This is a genomic window from Rheinheimera sp. ATLC3, assembly GCF_059429535.1.
The window spans coordinates 2,599,727-2,618,733 of record NZ_CM182103.1 but is presented as its reverse complement, the minus strand read 5'-3'; the positions used below and the strand labels follow the sequence as shown (position 1 = coordinate 2,618,733).

At 49.9% G+C, this 19,007-nt stretch carries 15 protein-coding genes and 1 tRNA gene; 10 read left to right on the top strand and 6 right to left on the bottom strand.

The window, feature by feature from the left end; genetic code table 11:
* On the bottom strand, positions 1-2,214 hold the full coding sequence (gene katG, locus AC5SV9_RS12135) for a catalase/peroxidase HPI (protein ID WP_475150029.1): 2,214 nt from the start codon (positions 2,212-2,214) through the stop codon (positions 1-3).
* 335 nt (positions 2,215-2,549) lie between these two features.
* Here katG and AC5SV9_RS12130 point away from each other — a divergent pair, with 335 nt between their 5' ends.
* The 3 genes from AC5SV9_RS12130 to AC5SV9_RS12120 all read left to right on the top strand — a co-directional run bounded on the left by AC5SV9_RS12130 (position 2,550) and on the right by AC5SV9_RS12120 (position 4,837).
* A complete protein-coding gene (locus AC5SV9_RS12130; RefSeq protein ID WP_475150031.1) occupies positions 2,550-3,041 on the top strand; it encodes a thioredoxin family protein in 492 nt (163 codons plus the stop codon).
* 159 nt (positions 3,042-3,200) lie between these two features.
* Positions 3,201-4,520: a type II toxin-antitoxin system HipA family toxin gene (locus AC5SV9_RS12125; protein ID WP_475150034.1), complete on the top strand. Its 1,320-nt coding sequence runs from the start codon at positions 3,201-3,203 to the stop codon at positions 4,518-4,520.
* A complete protein-coding gene (locus tag AC5SV9_RS12120) occupies positions 4,517-4,837 on the top strand; it encodes a helix-turn-helix domain-containing protein (RefSeq protein ID WP_475150036.1) in 321 nt (106 codons plus the stop codon). Before AC5SV9_RS12125 ends, AC5SV9_RS12120 begins: the two co-directional genes overlap by 4 nt.
* Positions 4,838-4,864: 27 nt before the next feature.
* Here AC5SV9_RS12120 and AC5SV9_RS12115 read toward each other — a convergent pair whose 3' ends face one another.
* Positions 4,865-5,113, bottom strand: coding sequence for a hypothetical protein (locus tag AC5SV9_RS12115; protein WP_475150038.1), 249 nt, complete (start codon positions 5,111-5,113; stop codon positions 4,865-4,867).
* Positions 5,114-5,514: 401 nt separating this feature from the next.
* On the opposite strand from AC5SV9_RS12115, the gene AC5SV9_RS12110 reads away from it, so the two are divergent.
* On the top strand, positions 5,515-6,111 hold the full coding sequence (locus AC5SV9_RS12110; RefSeq protein WP_475150041.1) for a class I SAM-dependent methyltransferase: 597 nt from the start codon (positions 5,515-5,517) through the stop codon (positions 6,109-6,111).
* A 2-nt stretch (positions 6,112-6,113) separates the two neighbouring features.
* Positions 6,114-7,640 (top strand): DUF8808 domain-containing protein, encoded by a 1,527-nt coding sequence (locus AC5SV9_RS12105; protein WP_475150044.1) that lies wholly within the window; start codon positions 6,114-6,116, stop codon positions 7,638-7,640.
* A gap of 134 nt (positions 7,641-7,774) precedes the next feature.
* Here AC5SV9_RS12105 and AC5SV9_RS12100 read toward each other — a convergent pair whose 3' ends face one another.
* The gene (locus AC5SV9_RS12100; protein WP_475150047.1) at positions 7,775-8,389 is read right to left on the bottom strand and encodes a hydrolase TatD; all 615 of its coding nucleotides are present in this window, start codon (positions 8,387-8,389) and stop codon (positions 7,775-7,777) included.
* A 208-nt stretch (positions 8,390-8,597) separates the two neighbouring features.
* On the opposite strand from AC5SV9_RS12100, the gene AC5SV9_RS12095 reads away from it, so the two are divergent.
* Positions 8,598-9,401, top strand: coding sequence for a hypothetical protein (locus AC5SV9_RS12095; protein ID WP_475150049.1), 804 nt, complete (start codon positions 8,598-8,600; stop codon positions 9,399-9,401).
* A gap of 695 nt (positions 9,402-10,096) precedes the next feature.
* Here the strand turns inward: AC5SV9_RS12095 and AC5SV9_RS12090 are convergent.
* A tRNA-Arg gene (locus AC5SV9_RS12090) sits at positions 10,097-10,173 on the bottom strand.
* A 168-nt stretch (positions 10,174-10,341) separates the two neighbouring features.
* Here AC5SV9_RS12090 and AC5SV9_RS12085 point away from each other — a divergent pair.
* The 3 genes from AC5SV9_RS12085 to AC5SV9_RS12075 all read left to right on the top strand — a co-directional run bounded on the left by AC5SV9_RS12085 (position 10,342) and on the right by AC5SV9_RS12075 (position 15,588).
* Positions 10,342-12,264: an ATP-binding protein gene (locus AC5SV9_RS12085; RefSeq protein ID WP_475150052.1), complete on the top strand. Its 1,923-nt coding sequence runs from the start codon at positions 10,342-10,344 to the stop codon at positions 12,262-12,264.
* 157 nt (positions 12,265-12,421) lie between these two features.
* Complete coding sequence (locus AC5SV9_RS12080) at positions 12,422-14,599, top strand: M3 family metallopeptidase (protein WP_475150054.1); 2,178 nt, start codon at positions 12,422-12,424, stop codon at positions 14,597-14,599.
* Positions 14,600-15,018: 419 nt separating this feature from the next.
* Positions 15,019-15,588, top strand: a complete 570-nt coding sequence (locus AC5SV9_RS12075; protein ID WP_475150056.1) for a PEP-CTERM sorting domain-containing protein — start codon at positions 15,019-15,021, stop codon at positions 15,586-15,588.
* An 81-nt stretch (positions 15,589-15,669) separates the two neighbouring features.
* On the opposite strand, the gene pmbA is transcribed toward AC5SV9_RS12075, so the two are convergent.
* Positions 15,670-17,016 carry a metalloprotease PmbA gene (gene pmbA / locus AC5SV9_RS12070; RefSeq protein ID WP_475150058.1) on the bottom strand — a complete coding sequence of 449 codons (1,347 nt, stop codon included), beginning with the start codon at positions 17,014-17,016 and terminating at the stop codon, positions 15,670-15,672.
* 116 nt (positions 17,017-17,132) lie between these two features.
* Between pmbA and yjgA the strand changes: the two genes are divergently transcribed.
* Entirely contained in the window at positions 17,133-17,651 is a 519-nt protein-coding gene (gene yjgA, locus AC5SV9_RS12065) for a ribosome biogenesis factor YjgA (RefSeq protein ID WP_475150059.1), read from the top strand.
* Between the two features lie 199 nt (positions 17,652-17,850).
* On the opposite strand, the gene AC5SV9_RS12060 is transcribed toward yjgA, so the two are convergent.
* Complete coding sequence (locus AC5SV9_RS12060; RefSeq protein WP_475150062.1) at positions 17,851-18,846, bottom strand: branched-chain amino acid aminotransferase; 996 nt, start codon at positions 18,844-18,846, stop codon at positions 17,851-17,853.
* Between the last annotated feature and the right edge of the window lie 161 nt (positions 18,847-19,007).

Here is a 19,007-nt window from a genome sequence, read left to right as displayed (position 1 = left end):
TCAGATATCGAAGCGGTCGTTCTGCATCACTTTGGTCCAGGCGCTGACAAAGTCCTGTACAAACTTTTCTTTGCCGTCGTTCGCACCGTAAACTTCCGCCACCGCACGAAGCTCGGCATGCGAGCCAAACATCAGGTCGACCGGTGTGGCGGTGTATTTCAGCTTGCCGCTTTTACGATCCAGTCCTTCATACAGCCCAGGCTCTTTGTCAGACTTGCTCCACTTCGTCGACATATCCAGCAGGTTAACGAAGAAATCGTTAGTTAAGCTGCCTGGCTTATCAGTAAAAACGCCATGTTTGCTGCCGCCGCTATTGGCATTCAGAACGCGCATGCCGCCCACCAGTGCTGTCATTTGCGGCACGCTCAGGTTCAGCATATTAGCGCGGTCAATCAGCGCTTCGGCCGGCGACAACGCGGCGTCGCTGCTGTAATAGTTACGGAAGCCATCTGCTTTTAATTCCAGTACCGCAAAGGACGCTGCATCGGTTTGTTGCTGGGTGGCGTCTGTACGGCCCGGTGTAAAAGGTACGCTGACAGGGTAACCGGCATCTTTCGCTGCTTTTTCTACCGCCGCACCACCTGCCAGTACTATGACATCGGCCAGCGATACTTTTTTACCGCCTTTTAGTGACTTATTAAAATCGCCTTGTATTTTTTCAAGCGTTTTCAGCACCTTGGCCAGCTCTTTCGGGTCGTTTACCGCCCAGTCTTTTTGCGGGTCAAGCCGTAAGCGCGCACCATTAGCCCCGCCGCGCATATCGGTGCCACGGAAGCTGGCCGCTGCGGCCCAGGCAGTACGTACCAGTTGCGGTACGGTTAAGCCAGACGCCAGAATTTTGCTTTTTAAGCTGGCAATATCGCTGGCATCAATCAGCGGGTGATCAACAGCCGGTACCGGGTCTTGCCAGATCAGCGCTTCGGTGGGTACCAGTTTACCCAGATAACGCGCCTGCGGCCCCATGTCGCGGTGGGTCAGCTTAAACCAGGCTTTGGCAAACGCCAGTTCAAACTGTTTCGGGTCACTTTTAAAGCGCAGTGCTATAGCGCGATATGCCGGATCTTCTTTTAATGCCAGATCCGAGGTAAACATGATAGGCGCATGGCGCTTACCTTCGATATGCGCATCCGGTACCAGGTTGGCAGCCTGGCCATCGGCCGGAACCCACTGAATATGGCCGGCCGGGCTTTTGGTTTGTACCCAGTCAAAGCCAAACAGGTTATCCAGGTATTGCGAGGTCCAGGCAATAGGGTTGGCCGACCAGGCACCTTCTAAACCGCTGGTAATGGTATCTTCGGAATGGCCTTTACCGCATTTGTTTTTCCAGCCAAAACCCTGCTCTTCCACACCGGCAGCGGCCGGGTCTTTATCGACACATTTTTTGGCATCATGGGCACCATGCGCCTTACCAAAGGTATGGCCGCCGGCAATCAATGCTACCGTTTCTTCGTCATTCATTGCCATACGGCCGAAGGTATCGCGGATTTCTTTCGCTGAGGCCAGCGGATCTGGCACACCATTCGGGCCTTCCGGGTTGACGTAAATCAGGCCCATCTGCACCGCGGCTAATGGCTTCGCCAACTCGCCCTTTTCATTACGGCGCTTGTTGTCCAGCCACTGTTTTTCGGAGCCCCAGTTCACCACTTCGGCTTCCCAGTCATCGGTGCGGCCACCGGCAAAACCAAAGGTTTTAAAGCCCATGGATTCCAGCGCAACATTACCGGTTAACACCATTAAATCGGCCCAGGAAATGCTGCTGCCGTACTTTTGTTTAATGGGCCATAACAGGCGGCGGGCTTTATCCAGGCTAACGTTATCCGGCCAGCTGTTCAGCGGTTCAAAGCGTTGCTGGCCACCGTTGGCACCGCCACGACCATCAAAAATGCGGTATACACCGGCGCTGTGCCACGCCATACGAATAAAAAACGGCCCATAGTGGCCATAGTCTGCCGGCCACCAATCCTGTGATTGGGTCATCACTGCTTTGATATCGGCCTTTAACGCGTCTAAATCCAGCGCATTAAATTTCTGCACATAATCGTAGTCGGCGCCATAAGGGTTAGATTCAACGGCATTTTGCCTAAGCGGCGTTAAATCCAGTTTATCCGGCCACCAGAAACTGTTAGTGGTAGTAGTGGCGGTACCGGCTGCATTTACACTGAGTGATATCGCCAGTGCCAGCGCTGAAATCATAGGAACGGTTTTCTTTATCATGGTTCTATACTTGTCCGAAGGGGTGCCATCGGTTTACTGCACCCGGTTGTTTACACACTGCTACCGAGTTGATAGCAGCATCCACACGGAGGATGTAACAAAGAACGACACCAACGCCGGTAATCCCCCCGGCGCCGTAGCATCAATCCGCCTGATAAATTAAAGCTGACCCCTGATTAATTGCAGTGATATAAACAGATTGAGGTAATCGGAAAAGTTGATTCAACAGCATCTGGCACTACTATGTTTTGTCAGCATGGGGATACGTAAAATATTGTAAGCCAAGCGCAGCTTACCTAAGATAGCCAGCTAAACCGATGCATAAGAGCCAGCCAATGAAATACCTGCTAATAGCACTGCCGTTACTACTAATAGCCTGCACCAGCCAACTTCCCCACCAGGCAAACGCGGCTGAAACAGCCACCTTCGATGCCGAAGGCATCATCAGTACAGGCGCTTTGCTTAAGCAGTATCCGGCATTTGCTGCCGAATACGCCCGTTATCAGCCTGACGCCATAGCGATTGAGCAAATGCAAAACCTGCAAGGCTTACAACTGGTGGTATTGTTTGGCACCTGGTGCCATGACAGCGAGCGCGAAGTACCACGGCTGTTAAAACTACTACAACAAGCCAATATCGCCACAGACAACCTGCAGTTACAGGCCGTAAACCGGCAAAAACAGCATCCGCAGCAACTGCACAGCCACTACAACCTAAAGTACACGCCGACAATCATAGTGCTGCAAAATGGCAAAGAGCTAGGCCGCATTATCGAGCGGCCGCAGCAGTCACTGGCAGAAGATTTGGCAAAGATAGCAACTAAGTAGCAATAACTAAATAACGCTAAATTTCTTTTCACGGCGTCTGATATATAAGACACAAGACTGTCTTATCAATGACAATTGTGCCCTATATCAGACAAAAAATGTCTCTTTTGGCTTTTTTGTGCGCTATATTAGACATAAATAGCAATGTGAAGGACATTTATGCAGCTTACACTACAAGCCTTTAATGACGGTCTCTGGCAAGATGCTTTTGTTATCACTCTGGCTAACCCTGATGCCGGCAAGCTTGGCAGAGTGGCATTACAAGCGCTAACTCCCTATGCAGCAGCCTATTTTGATGAATCAGGTTCGCGCAGTTTTTCTGCTAATTATCCGGTTAACCCAATGGATGTTTACAGCTTTAACAGCTGGCCTGCAGTGTTTGAAGATATTATGCCAATGGGCTATGCCCGTAGCCTATGGCTAGAAATGCTGGGCCTGCAGCAACAGCCCGTTGCGGTGCAGGACTTAACCTTATTGCAAGCCGGCACTATTGCACCTATAGGGAACTTGCGCTTGAAAGAGTCTGTTGAAATGGCGGCAGAGCATCAGGGAACTGCACTGGAACAGATGCGCTTTGACCAGCTTCAGGTTATAGAACGCAACCATGACTTTTTAAACTATGCCAGACAACGAGGTGCATTATCAGGCGGCGCGACCGGCGCTGGCGGCGCCGCCCCCAAACTGCTGGTCAGGCTAACCGAGCAGCGCGAGGTATGGATAGACACCCTGCAAAATGATAATAGTGCTGACGCACATTATCTGGTGAAATTTCCTCGCGGTAACACTTTAATAGATCAGGACATTCTGCGGGCAGAGTACCATTACTACTGTGAATTAGCAGAGCTGGGGTTCGCCAGTATGGACATCGCCAAATTGCGGCTACACGAAGGCAGTAAACAGCCATCACTGTGGTTGCCACGCTTTGATAGAGAATTTTGCTCTGGCGCTATACAACGTTACGGTGTGGAATCTGTATTCTCGCTGTTAAATAAACCAGCAGGCAGCCATTTGAAACACGAAGAGGTTTTAAAGGCACTAATACAGGTGGTTAATAACCAAACTGCAGCAGAGCTAACCACAGAATATCTGAAACGTGATTTACTGAACGTAGTGTTTGGTAATTCTGACAACCATGGCAGAAACCAGGCGGTACTAAAACATGCGACAGAGGTTTCACTGGCGCCTATTTATGATTTTGCACCAATGAAAGCAGACCCGGAAGTCGTCATGCGTACAACCTATTGGAGCAATGAATTTGAGCGCGGCGGTGATATTGACTGGCTGTCCTTATGCGACAATCTGAGTGGTTATGGAGAACCTGAATTGTTTAAAACCGAATTGCGCCAATTGGCCGCCAAACTACAAAATTTGCCTAAACGCCTAACAGAGCGAGGCGTCTCTGCCAGTATTATGCAAATGCCGGTAATGGGTTTTGCCTATCTGGAAACCAGGCTGCAGAAGTGGGGGTTATTACCATGACAAAAGCAAAAACAATTACCACAGCAGACCGCTTTGCGTTAAAGCAGCGTCTGGTGCAACAAATGTTGGCAGGTAACACCACGCTGGGCCAGATTAGTAAAGTATTGCGTAGCGAAGGCTTGCAAATGTCGCAAACTGAAGTATGCAAACTTACCGGCTTAAGCCGCCAGGTTGTAAGCGATATAGAAAATGACAGTGGCAATCCGCGGTTAGATAGCTTACGCAGTTATTTTAAATTGCTCGGACTAGAGCTGGCGGTGTTACCGCGCCAGCGCACCGAGTTGGAAAGCCTGCTTAAACCGCCGGCAGAGCTTTAACCACAAACTCTCTGGCACCCAATCTCATTAGCAGCTATTTAATGGTGTTAAGATGTTTTCGCTTATGCGCCTTATCAATGGCAATATCTTCGGCAATGGTTTTTTCCGGCATGACATCCGCCAACTGCGAGGGCCGGCAATTAAGCCGCTGCCAACATCGGCCAGCTCTTCCGGGATTTCTGTGGTAAACAGTTTTTCCGCCCGTTCCTTTGCCCGCTCCAGCAACCACTGTTCAAACTCTGGCGAATCTGGTGAAGGTCTTTTGCTCTTAGTCATATCCAATAGCTCCTAAAGATTTCGCTATAGATGGGACGGTACATTGCTATTTTTACCACTAAAATACGTAAAACCATGCTTTTCATAATAGCGGATAGCATCAAGATTCACCGGGCGCCTGATTCTGATCTGTTCAGCACCAAAACTATCGGCATAGGCTTCTGCAGCGGCAATAGTTACCTTAACTACTCTCCCCTTCAGAAATTGCGACCTTGCTTAAAAAGATATTAAAAATAAGTCTGTTATAGCATCATTGATTCTGTAACAAACAAACAAGACAACTCTGCTAATACTTAACTTATACACTGATCCTGCATTAGCAATACAAAAATGTACCGCTTTGAAATAATAAAGAACACAGGTAGTATCAAGACGTTTGTAGCGAAATCGCGGCCAGATAAATGTCATCTGAAACAATAGATTATTACAACCAGCATGCAGCAAAATATGCGGAGGGGACAGTTAACGTCGATATGTCTGCACTGTATGCTGAGTTTCTGCCTATGGTAAAACCCGGCGGCCATATTCTTGATGCTGGCTGCGGCAGTGGCCGCGACGCCAGCTATTTTAAACAACAGGGTTTTACCGTAAGTGCTTTTGATGCCAGTGCAGCAATGGCGAAAATTGCCAGTGAGCACTTACAACAAACTGTTGCAGTGTGTACCCTTGAGCAGTTGGATGAAGCAGAAACCTATGATGGCATTTGGTGCTGTGCCAGCTTGCTGCATGTTGCCAACCAAACCTTGCCTGATGTTTTCACCCGCTTACAACGTGCACTCAAACCCGGTGCAGTGCTGTATGTGTCGTTTAAATACGGTGTCTCAGAGCGTGAACTAAATGGCAGACGTTTTACCGATATGAACGAGCAAACATTAGCAGCGCTGGTCGCTGATATAACGGGGCTAACACTCAACAAAACCTGGCTTACGTGCGATCAACGGCCAGAGCGTAATAACGAAACCTGGCTTAACGCCTTACTGACAAAGGCCGCGGTTTAGTTATGGCAGGTATGCAGCAGCAACTTGATTTTATCGCTTATATCCAGCGCATGCTAAATGAAGGCGACTTTAGCGCTACTTATAAGTTTGCACTGTTGCATGCTATTGCCGATGTCTGTGTAGAACACCCGCTACAGCAACCGGACAGCGAACTGGTGATCACACTGGATGAGCTGGTGGATAAATTTATTCTGCTGTATTGGCACCATGCAGTGCCATTTGCCAGCGGCAGTAACGGTGATGCGGCACTGCTAAAGCAAAACACCGGTAAACAATCGAAAGTGATCAGCGTTTTGTATCAGTGTCAGCAAAATGATATCCGTAACATCCGCCAGTTAAAACAAAGCCGATACTGGAAAGAAATTTACCGCGCTACGCTGGCAACGCTAAAAGACGGCCCATTGTGGCGCTTGCAAATTTTGTCCAAGCAGGCGGAGTGCTTTTTATATCCGCACACTGATAACGGCAAATTTATTAAGCTGAACAGAGGCATCGCCTATTCATTCCGCCGCTTTTACGATCTGGTGGTGTATCTGGCAAAAAATGCCTGGCTGCAGAAAATTCAGAACATTAAAGACAACCAATTGCTGATAGGCCCGCAAAGCCAGTTACAGCAATTTTTATTTGGCGTTGACCGCAATGCCTTAAATAAAGCGCGCCCGGTATTAATTGAAATTCAGCGAGGCCTGTGTTTTTACTGCAATAAACCGTTGAAGGACCAAAGCAGCGCCGATGTTGATCACTTTATTCCCTTTGCCCGTTACTCTAGCGATTTAGGCCATAACTTTGTCGCCACTCACAGCGCCTGCAATAACAGCAAACGCGATCATTTGGCGGCGCAGCAGCATCGGGACAACTGGCAAGAACAAAACCTGGTGCTTCACGAGCAACTGCTAAGCAACGAACTGGGCGCTTATTTTTATTGCGATGCGGCAAAGTCGCGTGCAGTAAGTGATTGGGCTTACGGCGTTGCACAAGCTAATGGCGCTAAATTGTGGTTAAGTAAAGATGAGTTTGTTTACGCTGGCACCACAGAACCTACTGTCACCCGGGTTTCAGCAAGCCCCATCAACGCCGCCAATGATGAGACAACCTCGGTTGCAGGCACGGCCCTGACACAGCTGCGTTACTTTCCGAATATCAAAATCGCCTGCGGCCACTTTAAAACCGGCGATGCCAGCCAGGTTGAGTATGTGGACGCCCCTGCCAGCTTCGGCAACCTAAACCCGGACAAGCACTTTCTGGCCCGTGCCAGCGGCAACTCAATGAATGGTGGTAAAAATCCGATATTAGATGGCCAGCTACTGCTACTTGAGCTAATTAGCCCCACCAGCGCCGGTTCATTACAAAACTGTACTGTGGCGATAGAGCGTCAGGATATAAGTGGTGATAACCAATACCTGCTGCGTGACGTTAAAAAGAGTGCTGACGGAAAGTACCAGCTAAATGCCAGAAATACTGACTATTCACCACTGACAGCAGATGAAAATATGCGCACTTTCGCCAGACTAAAAGGTGTAGTTGAATAAACAACACCGGGTCATATGTCATGTGATTTCACTTACGGGGTCGGCGCAACAACATGATGAAGAACTCGCTGGCAAAATAGGCCACCCGACCTTTTCGTGTACGCCACGCGTATGAAGATTGGTCAAACGACAGCTTACGGCCTAACCACAAACTCTCTGGCACCTAAATCCAACGCCAACGCACGCAGCTCGCTTTGCTGTGCTACCAGCGCATAAGCAAAGCAAATAACCTGCAAGCCGGCTTCACCGGCGGTGTGGATAAACTGGCACAGCTCGCTAAAGCCATATTGCGTCGGCTTAACCGCTTGCTGATAGGCTGGCGGGTTAGCGGCTGGCAGGTAAATGTCTAACTTTTCAACTTCCAACTCAAGTAGCTGTTGGCACAATGCCGGCGCATCACCCGGCGCCACTAAACCATAAGTAACCAGCGTTACCGGCACGCCATGGCGTTTTTGCTTAAAGGCCGGTAAAAATTCTGCCAGTACATCGGCGTGCAGCAAGGGGTCACCAATACCGCCCAGCGCCAGGCCCTGTAATTCAAACTCGGTAGAAGCCTGCTGCTCGTAGCCAGCCTGATAAGCCTGCTCGGCTGCCTCCAGCAGTTGCTGCGCCGTGGGTTCAGCTGCCAGTTGCGACATTAAATCGCCTTGCCCGGCCAGTTGCAGCAACGACTGAGCCGCCGGTAAACGGCTACCGCATTGCAGTGTTAACCGCTGCTGCCGAAAGAAGTAAAAAGGTGATGAGGCCATAACGCACTCCGCAGATGTTTGAGCAGAAAGTAGCATAAGTGAAGGGGATTGTCTGGCAAAGCAGTTTGATTCTGGTGTGTGCCGTCACGTTCGGCAAAGTGCAAAAACAACAGAGCATTTCACCTTGTGTTAACAAACTTAGCTTGACCCCATTTAATAAACACCATAAAAGTAAACTAAGGCTGCAAAAAACAATTAGGTGAGAAGAATGTTGGTTAATAGTGAGAAGATGAATTTTGAAGCGGGAAAAACCAATGCTAAAGATCCGGTTGCCAAATCCTCACCAGATAGCAGCACAGCAAAAGATGCCAAAACTGTTGCTGTCGGGCTAAGTGAGCAAGGACAACATCTGAACTCTCTGTACCAACTGTCTCTCAGTTACGCCAAGCAAAACCCCAGCCCGGTTTATATTGCCACAGAAAAGCGGGTTGAATTACTTGCCGATTCAGTAAATGAATTGGCTAAACAGTCAGGTTACGAGTACACACCTGAGCAAATAAAACGGGTAGTAGAGGACGTTGCTAAAGAAACAAATATCCGGCAAATGCCACGAGCTGATGTCAATGCCAGCAGCGGCTCGGTATACGCGTTTCTCAGCAGCTCTGATAAAGCAAAATTAGCAGACGCTTATCAGTATGCTTTGGATAACAATACCAGCCTGGACGATGTACGTACTGCCGCATTCAGTTTGGCCAGATCCAGGTTTATAGAGGCAAAAATAAACTCGGGTACAACCTGGGTAGTACATAACCCGGATGAAAATGCCGGCGACGCCAAGCCTAAAGAAACTGAGCAGCAAACAGTAACCGCCGTCACCAGAAACTCTGACTCTGATTACATTAAGTCGTTACTACAACAGCTGGTCAAAGGGCAGCTATTTGAATCTAACCCTTATTTGTGGATTTCACTGCTGCAAGATGCATCATCAGCTCAGCTTACTAATACACTGCCGTCATTCCTGAAAGAGAAGATATCAGCAATGGGGGGCAATAAGGCAGAATCTCATGAGTGAAGCTGGTTCACGCACTAGATAGATTTAGAGAAGTTTATGACCTTGAAACAAATATTCACGCAGTAAGTTTGAATGATCATAAACCTTAACGCTTTGCTATAAATACGCTATAAAATTTTCTTTCAGACATAAAAAAGTCTCGCTTTTCAGCTAAAGCCTTGATTTATATGACGCACCCGATAGGATTGAGTCGGTGCTTCCTGTACCTCACCCTTCGAGCGTCGCTTGCACGACGTCAACATCGGCTGTCCTGCCGATTTTTCGAACGTAGGTTCTCATCTACGGGCACTATAAACGCAAAAACCGCCGAAATGGCGGTTGTTTCCGATAGGATTACTCGGGCTGTCCTGCCCTCGCCCTCCGGGCCAGCTGAAGCTGTTCCAAATCGTTCCAGACTTATTTACTCGTATCATCCTGATACTCGCCCCAGTGGGGCCAGCTAAAGCTGTTCTAATGTGATCCAGACACATTAGTGTGTCGAACCTAACGGTTCGCCTCCTTCGGAGTGCATAAACAAAAAAACCACCCTGCGGTGGTTGCACCCGATAGGATTGATTCGGTGCTTCCTGCACCTCACCCTCCGGGCGTCGCTTACACGACGTCAAAATCGGCTGTCCTGCCGATTTTTCGAACGTAGGTTCTAATCCACGGGTACACAAAACAAAAAACCGCCGAAATGGCGGTTTTGACGTTTATGGCGCACCCGATAGGATTCGAACCTATGACCTCTGCCTCCGGAGGGCAGCGCTCTATCCAGCTGAGCTACGGGTGCGCAATCTGCAGTTATGCAGAAGCTGCGCATTATAGACAGCCTTGTGGTGTGTGTCTATCGCCTGGCTGCGCGTTTTTTCAACACTTAGCATTCAGTAGCTTATTTACAACACCGGCAGCTTAACGCTAGAGTGAGGGCTGATGTTATTTCCGGTGCTATTTTTAGCGAATGAAGAATAAATTTCTGCTGTCGTTCTGGCAATGGACGCTGTTACTGGTATTGCTGCTGTGTACGGTTTTTGCTACCGAAACTCTGGTGCAGAACGAGCATCAGTACGCCCGCAGCCTGCAGTTTCGCCACGAAATTGCCAGTGCCGGCCAGTTAAGGGCACTGCTTGAGTCGGAACTGAATATTCCGCTTTACCTTACACTTGGCCTGACTGCCCATATTCAGGCCAATAACGGCAAAATTTCTGAAACAGAAATGCAAATGCTGCTGCCAGAGCTGGCACATCAGGCCCGGCATATCCGTAATATTGGTGTGGCGCCGGATAATACACTGCGTTATTTGTACCCGCTAAAAGGCAACGAACAGGCCATTGGCCTGTACTACCCTGATTTAACCGAACAATGGCCGGAAATTGCCGCCATTATTGCCCAGCGCGAAGCCCGGTTGGTTGGGCCTATTGATCTGATTCAGGGCGGTACAGCCTTTATTTACCGGATACCGGTGTATTTGGGGGCGGATAACTACTGGGGTATTGTCAGCACCGTGGTTGATATCGGCTCGGTGTGGAATATGCTGGAAACCCAGACCGCAGAGCAGGAAGTGCAGGTTGCCATTCGCAATTTGTCCGAACTGGGCCACGGCGGCACGGTATTTTATGGTGATCGCAGCCTGTTTTATGACGACAGCCTGCTACTGAGCATCAGTTTGCGCGGGGCTTTATGGCAAATGGCGGTGCGCTCTGTTGCCAAACCACGTGATAACAGCGGCGAAATCCGCCTGGCGGCATACAGCGCGTCTTTGCTGTTGCTAACGTTGCTAACCTGGCTGCTGATCTCGCGCCAGCATCTGCGTAACAGCGTCAGTGCGCATCAGCAGAGTAAACTGTACCTGCGCAATATGATGGACAACGTTACCGATGCCATCATTACCACCACCCAGGACGGCATTATTGAACAGGTGAACCTGTCGTGCTACCCGATGTTTGGCTATGCCGCCAATACGCTACCAGGTATGCACTGGTCGGAATTACTGGCCGAACCGCACCGGCTGGATGAGCTGTACAGTGCCACGTCCAGCGCAAAAACCGAATACGAAACCCAGGGCCGGCGCCGCGATAACAGCCTGTTTCCAATGGCGGTTAACCGCAGCCATATCAGGCTGCAGCAACAAACTAAACAGCTGCTGGTACTGCGTGATTTATCAGACCGGCACCAGACAGAGCAGCTAAAACAACAGTTTATTTCAACCGTCAGTCACGAACTGCGTACACCGCTTACGTCGATTAATGGTGTGCTGGGATTAGCGGTATCCGGTGCCTTAGGTGAGCTGAGTGGTTCGCAGCAGCGCATGTTGCAACTGGCCCAAACCAACTGCCAGCAGCTTACTGCACTGGTGAACGATTTACTCAATGTTGAGCGTATTGCCAGCGGCACCTTGTCGGTGCAGTTGCGCCCGGTTGAACTGCAGCCACTGATCAGCCACTGCCTGGAGCAGGTAAGGCTGTTGCACCCGGGTATTAAGCTGCAACTGAATTGCCCGGCCGGACTGCAGGCTTTAGTGGTAAATGCCGATGCTGCGCACCTGCAACATGTACTACAGCACCTGTTAGGTAACGCGGTTAAGTTCTCCCCTACCGGAGGCCTGGTTAGCGTTAGCATCAGCCTCCATGGCGAACAGGTACGTATTCAGGTAAAAGATGAGGGCGAAGGCGTAGCTGAGCATTTTGTACCACAGCTGTTTAGCCGTTTCAGCCAGGCAGACAGCTCAGACACCCGAACACATGCAGGCACCGGCCTTGGCCTGGCAATAAGCCGCAGCCTGATAAACCAGATGCAGGGCAGCATGGGCTACGAACCTGCACAGCCACAAGGCAGCTGTTTTTACATTGATTTACCCTATATCGCCACATTACAGCCACAATAGTTGCCCTGAGCGGGCTTTTATCTTACTTTGTTGGCTGCTCGCTGCAAACCGGGTGCGTATGCACAGTATTTTGGCATACTCGGGTTAACCCGGCGCTAAGCGCCGGCAATTACTATAACGACATACCGTAACGACAGCCTCTTTCAGGGAGATATTCATGCGTAAAACTCTTATTGCCACTACAGTGACCGCTGCGCTCGCGCTGGCCGCCTGTTCTGATAACAGCGCGCCACAACAAACCACGGCTCAGCAACCTGCTGCTGAAGCAACAACCGCAGCTGAAGTGGTTTCCAGCAACCCATTAATGGTGAAAAGTACCTTGCAATACGAAGCGCCGAATTTTACTGAAATAAAAGATGAGCACTTCCTGCCGGCATTTGAAGAAGGCATGAAGCAGCATATGACTGAAGTCCTGGCCATTGCCAGCAACCCGGAACCGGCAACCTTTGACAACACGCTGGTGGCGCTGGAAAAAAGCGGCGAGCTGTTAACCCGTGTGTCGCGTATTTTCTATAACCTGGCGGGCTCCAGTTCGCACCCGCAGCGGCGTGAAATTCAGTCTGAGCTGGCGCCGAAAATGGCCGCGCACTCAGATAACATTAACCTGAACCCACAGCTGTTTGCCCGCATTAAAAGCCTGTACAACCAGCGTAATGACCTGGGCCTGGACGCAGAATCTGTACGCCTGATTGAAGTGTATTACGACCGCTTTGTCCGCGCTGGCGCCCAGCTGACTGAAGAGCAGAAAACGGCTATCCGTGCCCTGAACGAAGAGCACTCAAAGCTGACCAACCAGTTCTCGCAAAACCTGCTGGCTGAAACCAAAAAAATTGCCGTTGTCGTTGATACCAAAGAAGAGTTAGACGGCTTATCAGACTCGCAAATCACTGCCGCTGCCAATGCCGCTAAAGAAGCCGGCCATGAAGGCAAGTATCTGCTAAGCATCACCAACACCACCCGTCAGCCGGTATTAAGTCAGCTGAGCAACCGTGAGCTGCGTAAACGTGTCTGGGAAGCCTCGGCTAACCGTAACCAGAGCGGCGAAACCGACAACCGGCCTATCGTGGCCCGTTTAGCCCAACTGCGTGCAGAGCGTGCCAAGTTATTAGGTTACGACAACTGGGCCAGCTATGGCCTGGAATCGCAAATGGCGAAAACACCGCAGGCCGTGTTTGATATGTTAGGGTCTATGGTGCCGGCGGTTATTGCTAACACCAATAAAGAAGCGGCAGCGATTCAGGAAATGATCAAGCAAAAAGGCGGTGATTTCGAACTGCAACCGTGGGACTGGGAATACTATGGCGAGTTTGTACGTCAGGCGAAATACGACCTGGATGAAAACGAAGTTAAACAATACTTCGAATTTGACCGGGTATTAAAAGATGGCGTGTTCTACACCTTTAACCGCTTATATGGTATCCGTTTTGAGCCGCGCCCGGATTTACCAACCTACCACCCGGATGTAAAAGCATACGAAGTGTTTGACGCTGACGGCAGCAGCCTGGCGATTTTCTACGCCGATTATTTTGCCCGCGAAGGCAAGCGCGGCGGTGCCTGGATGAGCTCTTTTGTCGGTCAGTCTAAACTGCTGGGGCAAAAGCCGGTGGTGGTTAACGTGATGAACATTCCAAAGGCACCGGAAGGTGAGCCGACACTGGTCAGCTACGATAACGTTACCACTATGTTCCATGAGTTGGGCCACGGCCTGCACGGCATGTTCTCTGACGTAAACTACCCAACGCTGGCCGGTACGTCTGTATCGCGCGATTTTGTTGAGTTCCCATCTACCTTTGAAGAAGACTGGGCCGCCCACCCTGACGTTATAGCAAACTACGCCAAGCACTATAAAACCGGTGAACCCATCCCGGCTGAACTGCTGGACAAAGTGATGAAGTCACGCAGTTTCAATCAGGGTTTCGACACACTGGAATATATGTCTGCTGCCCTGCTGGATATGGAGTGGCACTCACTAAGCGCTGACGAGCCACTGCAGGATGTAAATGAGTTTGAAGCGGCAGCACTGAAAAAACACGGTGTTAACTTAGCGGCTGTGCCACCTCGTTATAAGTCAGCGTTTTTCTCACACTCTATGGGCGGCGGCTATTCAGCCGGTTACTACGCCTATATGTGGAGTGAAATTCTGGCGGCTGATGCGTTTGCCTACGTACAGCAGCAAGGTGGTTTAACACTGGAGAACGGCCAGAGCTACCGCAAAAACATTCTGTCTGTCGGTAACTCACGCCTGCCAATGGAGTCTTACAAAGCCTTCCGTGGCCAGGAGCCAACGACAGATGCGCTGTTAATCCGTCGTGGTCTGAAGACTAAGGTAGATTAAGCACATTGAGTGTCGAACCGATTGCCTTAAAGCAACCCGGTTCTCACTAACTGCAACCAAAACCCGGTTTATATAACCGGGTTTTCTCTCATCTGAAGCTACTATTTTTTAGTAATAGCCTTTTCACTGTGACAACGAACCGAACCGGCAGCAAGCCGGGCTTCTGCTTTTAAACCGGCCCTGCAATATATCGGCAACCTGCTTTCAAAATAAGATTGCCTGAAGAACGGCCACTGATTCATTAATGTCTATTTATTTTACACCTGGTGCAATAAAAATTGAAAAATCTTTTCAATGCATTGTTTTATATAAAATTTATTTATTGGCATATTATTTGAATAGGCGGGATCGACATTTACTGTTAATTCAAATTAAAGACCTTCCGAGGTCGATGGCAAGGGATGAAAAGGAAACATCAAATGAAGTACAAATTTTTGAAAACCGTAGTTGCGGCTTTTGCTTTGGCGGTAAGTGGATTTGCTAACGCCGCATGGATAGAGATCAATTTTGCAGACCTTACTCAAAACACCCAATATGCTAATTATGCCGGTGTCGAGTTCGACTTGATTGGCGGTGTAGACAGCTCAGGTGATCCTTTTGTGACGACGGGCGGCATTCATAACTCAAACAATAGCTGGTATCCAACAGCACAAATTTTACAATTTTCTTTCTCAAATTTAGTCGAAGAAATCAGCTTCGTTCTTGATAACTTTGGTTCAGGCAATGGTAGTTTCTGGACTGCTTTTGGTGCTGATAATTCAGCACTGGAAACGGGGTCATTCTCATCAGGCGGTGGAACATTCTCACTATCAGCTACCAATGTAGCTTATATTCAGTTCAATAATAATCAGCCATCCTCTAACTGGAATTTTCAGGTGAGCTCTTTTTCTGCCAGAGAGATCGCAAATGTTCCAGAACCTTCGACACTTGCAATATTAGCCCTTGGCGTAATGGGTTTGGCTTCTCGTAAATTTAAGAAGCAAGCCTAATTTATCTGAGCATACTTGAAGACAAACACTGACCATTAAGGTGGTCAGTGTTTTTATCTACCTCACAGCGCGCTCGCTAAACTAGCTCCCTGCTACCTGCATCTGGCTGATGAGTACTGAACCTGTCAGTACACCGCCACGGCGGTCAATGTCGTTACCAACCGCAGCTATCTGCATAAACATGTCTTTTAAGTTACCGGCAATGGTGACCTCGGATACCGGAAACTGAATTTCACCGTTTTCTACCCAGAACCCGGCGGCGCCGCGTGAATAATCACCGGTTACCGTATTCACGCCCTGCCCCATCAGTTCAGTCACTAACAAGCCTTTACCCATAGTGCGGCATAACTGCAGTAAGTCTTCATCGCCGTGGCTTATCAACCAGTTATGGATACCACCAGCGTGACCTGTGCTGGCCATGCCCAGCTTACGGGCAGAATAGCTGGTTGTCAGATAGGTTGTCAGTATGCCACTGTCAATCACGGTTAAATCGCGGGTTTTCACGCCTTCACCATCAAACGGGCTGGATGCCAGCGCCTGCTTTAAATGGGGCTGCTCAAGAACAGTAATACCCGGCGCCATAATTTGCTGGCCGACTTTATCCAGCAAAAAGCTCGATTTACGGTAAATGCTGCCGCCACTGATGGCCGACACTAAATGACCAAACAAACTGCTGGCAATATCGGCACGGAAAATGACCGGCACCTTTTGTGTCGGCACCTGACGCGCATTTAACCGCGCTATCGTTTCCAGTGCGGCTTCGCGGCCGATTTGTTTCGGGTCTAGCAGTTTGTTGTATTGGCGTGCGACGGTAAAACTGTAGTCGCGCTGCATGTCGTCGCCCTCTTCGCCGATCACCACACAGCTGAAGCTATGCCGCGAACTGGGGTGGCCGACCAGCTGGCCATGGCTATTGCCATACACTTTTAAGCCGGTATGTGATGAAAACGACGCGCCCTCAGAGTTGGTAATACGGTTGTCGGTATCAAAAGCAGCTTGTTCTGCACCGGCACATAACGCAATGGCCTCATCGGTACCTATGGTTTCCGGGTGGTATAAATCCAGATCCGGCGGTGACATTTCCAACCAGCTTGCATCAGCAATACCGGTATGTGGGTCTTCCGAGGTGTAACGGGCAATATCGGCAGCGGCTTCAACCGTGCGGCGCAGCGCCTGCGGGCTTAAATCAGCAGTGGATGCCGAGCCTTTGCGCTGGCCAAAATACAAACTGATACCCAGACCACCGTCCTGGTTGAACTCGACCGTTTCCACTTCACCGTGACGGGTTTCCACACTCAGGCCCTTAGTACGGCTCATTGACGCTTCAGCACTGCTGGCGCCCAGCTGTTTGGCATGCGCCAGTACCTCGGCTACGGCCTGTTTAACTTCGTCAATTTCCTGCCAGATTGTCGGTTGTGTTGATTGCATAATAATGGTTCAGCCAAAGAATTTGCCACAAGCTTATCATAGTCTGCGAAAGCTGGCTGCTGCCAGGCAGCACTATCATGTATACTTAGCAACATTACTGTTAAGAGTGAAACAAGATGACCGATTTTATCCACGGCGATACCTGGGACGAAGAAGAAGGCAAAAGTAAATCGCAGATAAAGCGTGAAATGCACGAGCTGCAAAAGTTAGGCGAAGAGCTGGTGGCGTTAAGCGCTGCGGCACGGGCCAAGATACCGCTGGATGACGAAATGCAGGACGCCCTGCAGCTGGCAGACAAGCTTGGTAACAAACGCGAAGCGTTGCGCCGCCATATTCAGTTTATTGGTCGTTTGATGCGCACCCGTGATTTAGAGCCGATAGAGCAGGCACTGGCCTTGCTGCGCAATACCAATCAGGCGGCCACCCGGCAGTTTCATAAAGTGGAGAACTGGCGCGATAAGCTGATTACAGACAGTGACGCAGTGACTGAATTTATCGCCGCTTACCCAGAGGTCGATGTTCAGCAGTTACGCCAGCTTATTCGTAATGCGAAAAAAGAACAGGAAAAACAACAACCGCCGAAGTATTACCGCGAGCTGTTTCAGCTAATTAAGCCTCTGATTATAGAGGAATAATCTGGTTACCCGGCGGGTGACAACGCTATTTGCACAGCCACAGATATTTTCGCCGCTGGCGAAGGCGGGTAAGACATTCGTCGGGAACGAATGTCGTCAGCCAAGCTGGCCCGCCAGATGAGGGGCAGGATTGCCCCGAATTCCGCTGTGGCGAGCACAATAGCGCTTGTCACCAAGCGCCCGGACTACCACGATGCGGTCAGCAGACCTTAACCAGCCAGCCGTGTTTATCTTCCGCTTTGCCCCATTGAATATCATTCAGTGCCTGACGTAAAGCTGCAGTTGTCGCGCCGCCCTGACCAGAGCCTACCTGATACTCTTTACCGGCGTGGATCAGCGTACCTACCGGGGTTAATACCGCAGCCGTACCCGACAACGCCGCTTCTGTGCCTGGCTTTTGCGCTCTCTCTAACAGTTCATCTACCGTTAGCTCACGCTCTGATACCTTCATACCACGATCACGCGCCAGCGTTAAGATCGAGTCACGTGTTACGCCGTGCAAGAATGAGCTATCGAGCGCTTTGGTGATAATTTCGTTGCCGTCAATCAGCAGGAAGTTGGCTGCGCCGGTTTCCTGTACATCGCCATTAGGGCAGAACAACACCTGATCAGCCTGCACCGCGGCACGGGCTTTCATAATCGGCTGTAATGCACTGGCGTAGTTACCGCCGCTTTTTACCATTCCCATATGGGCAGCACAACGGGCGCTGTCTTCCAGTAATAAACGTAGCGGTTTGGCGCCACCGGCAAAGTAGTCGCCAACCGGTGACAACAATACATACAGCATTGACTCCAGGCTTGGTGCCGCCGCTTTGCCAATAGAGGCTTCGGTACCGATATGGGTCGGGCGGATATACATAGAACCCGGTGGGTTTGGTACATCTGCTGCGTAACGCTTCACGATATCCAGGATCATCTGCTGTAACACAGCGCCATCGATTTGCGGCAGCGCCAGTAACTGGCTGCTCTGTGCTAAGCGGGCGACGTTTTTGTCCATGCGAAATACATAGATGCCGCCATCAGCATGACGAAATGCCTTTAAGCCTTCAAAACAGGTGCTGGAGTAATGCAGTACGTGTGCACCAGGATGCAGGCTGATACTGTCCGTTGCCACCAGTTCAGGCTGGCTCCAGCTGTTATTGTGAAAATGGGAGATAATCATCTCCGGGGTAAATACGGTACCAAATGCTGCCATCTTGCTAATTATTCCTGTTGATATTCGTAATAAGCCGCACTGTGCGTTAACCGGCTACCCTAAGCCAACCGTTGGAGCCCCGGACGGGCGGAAACGAGCCTACAGGGACGTATTTACGGCGTGTTGGTGTGGGTATCCGGTTAACTCACATTCTAAATAAT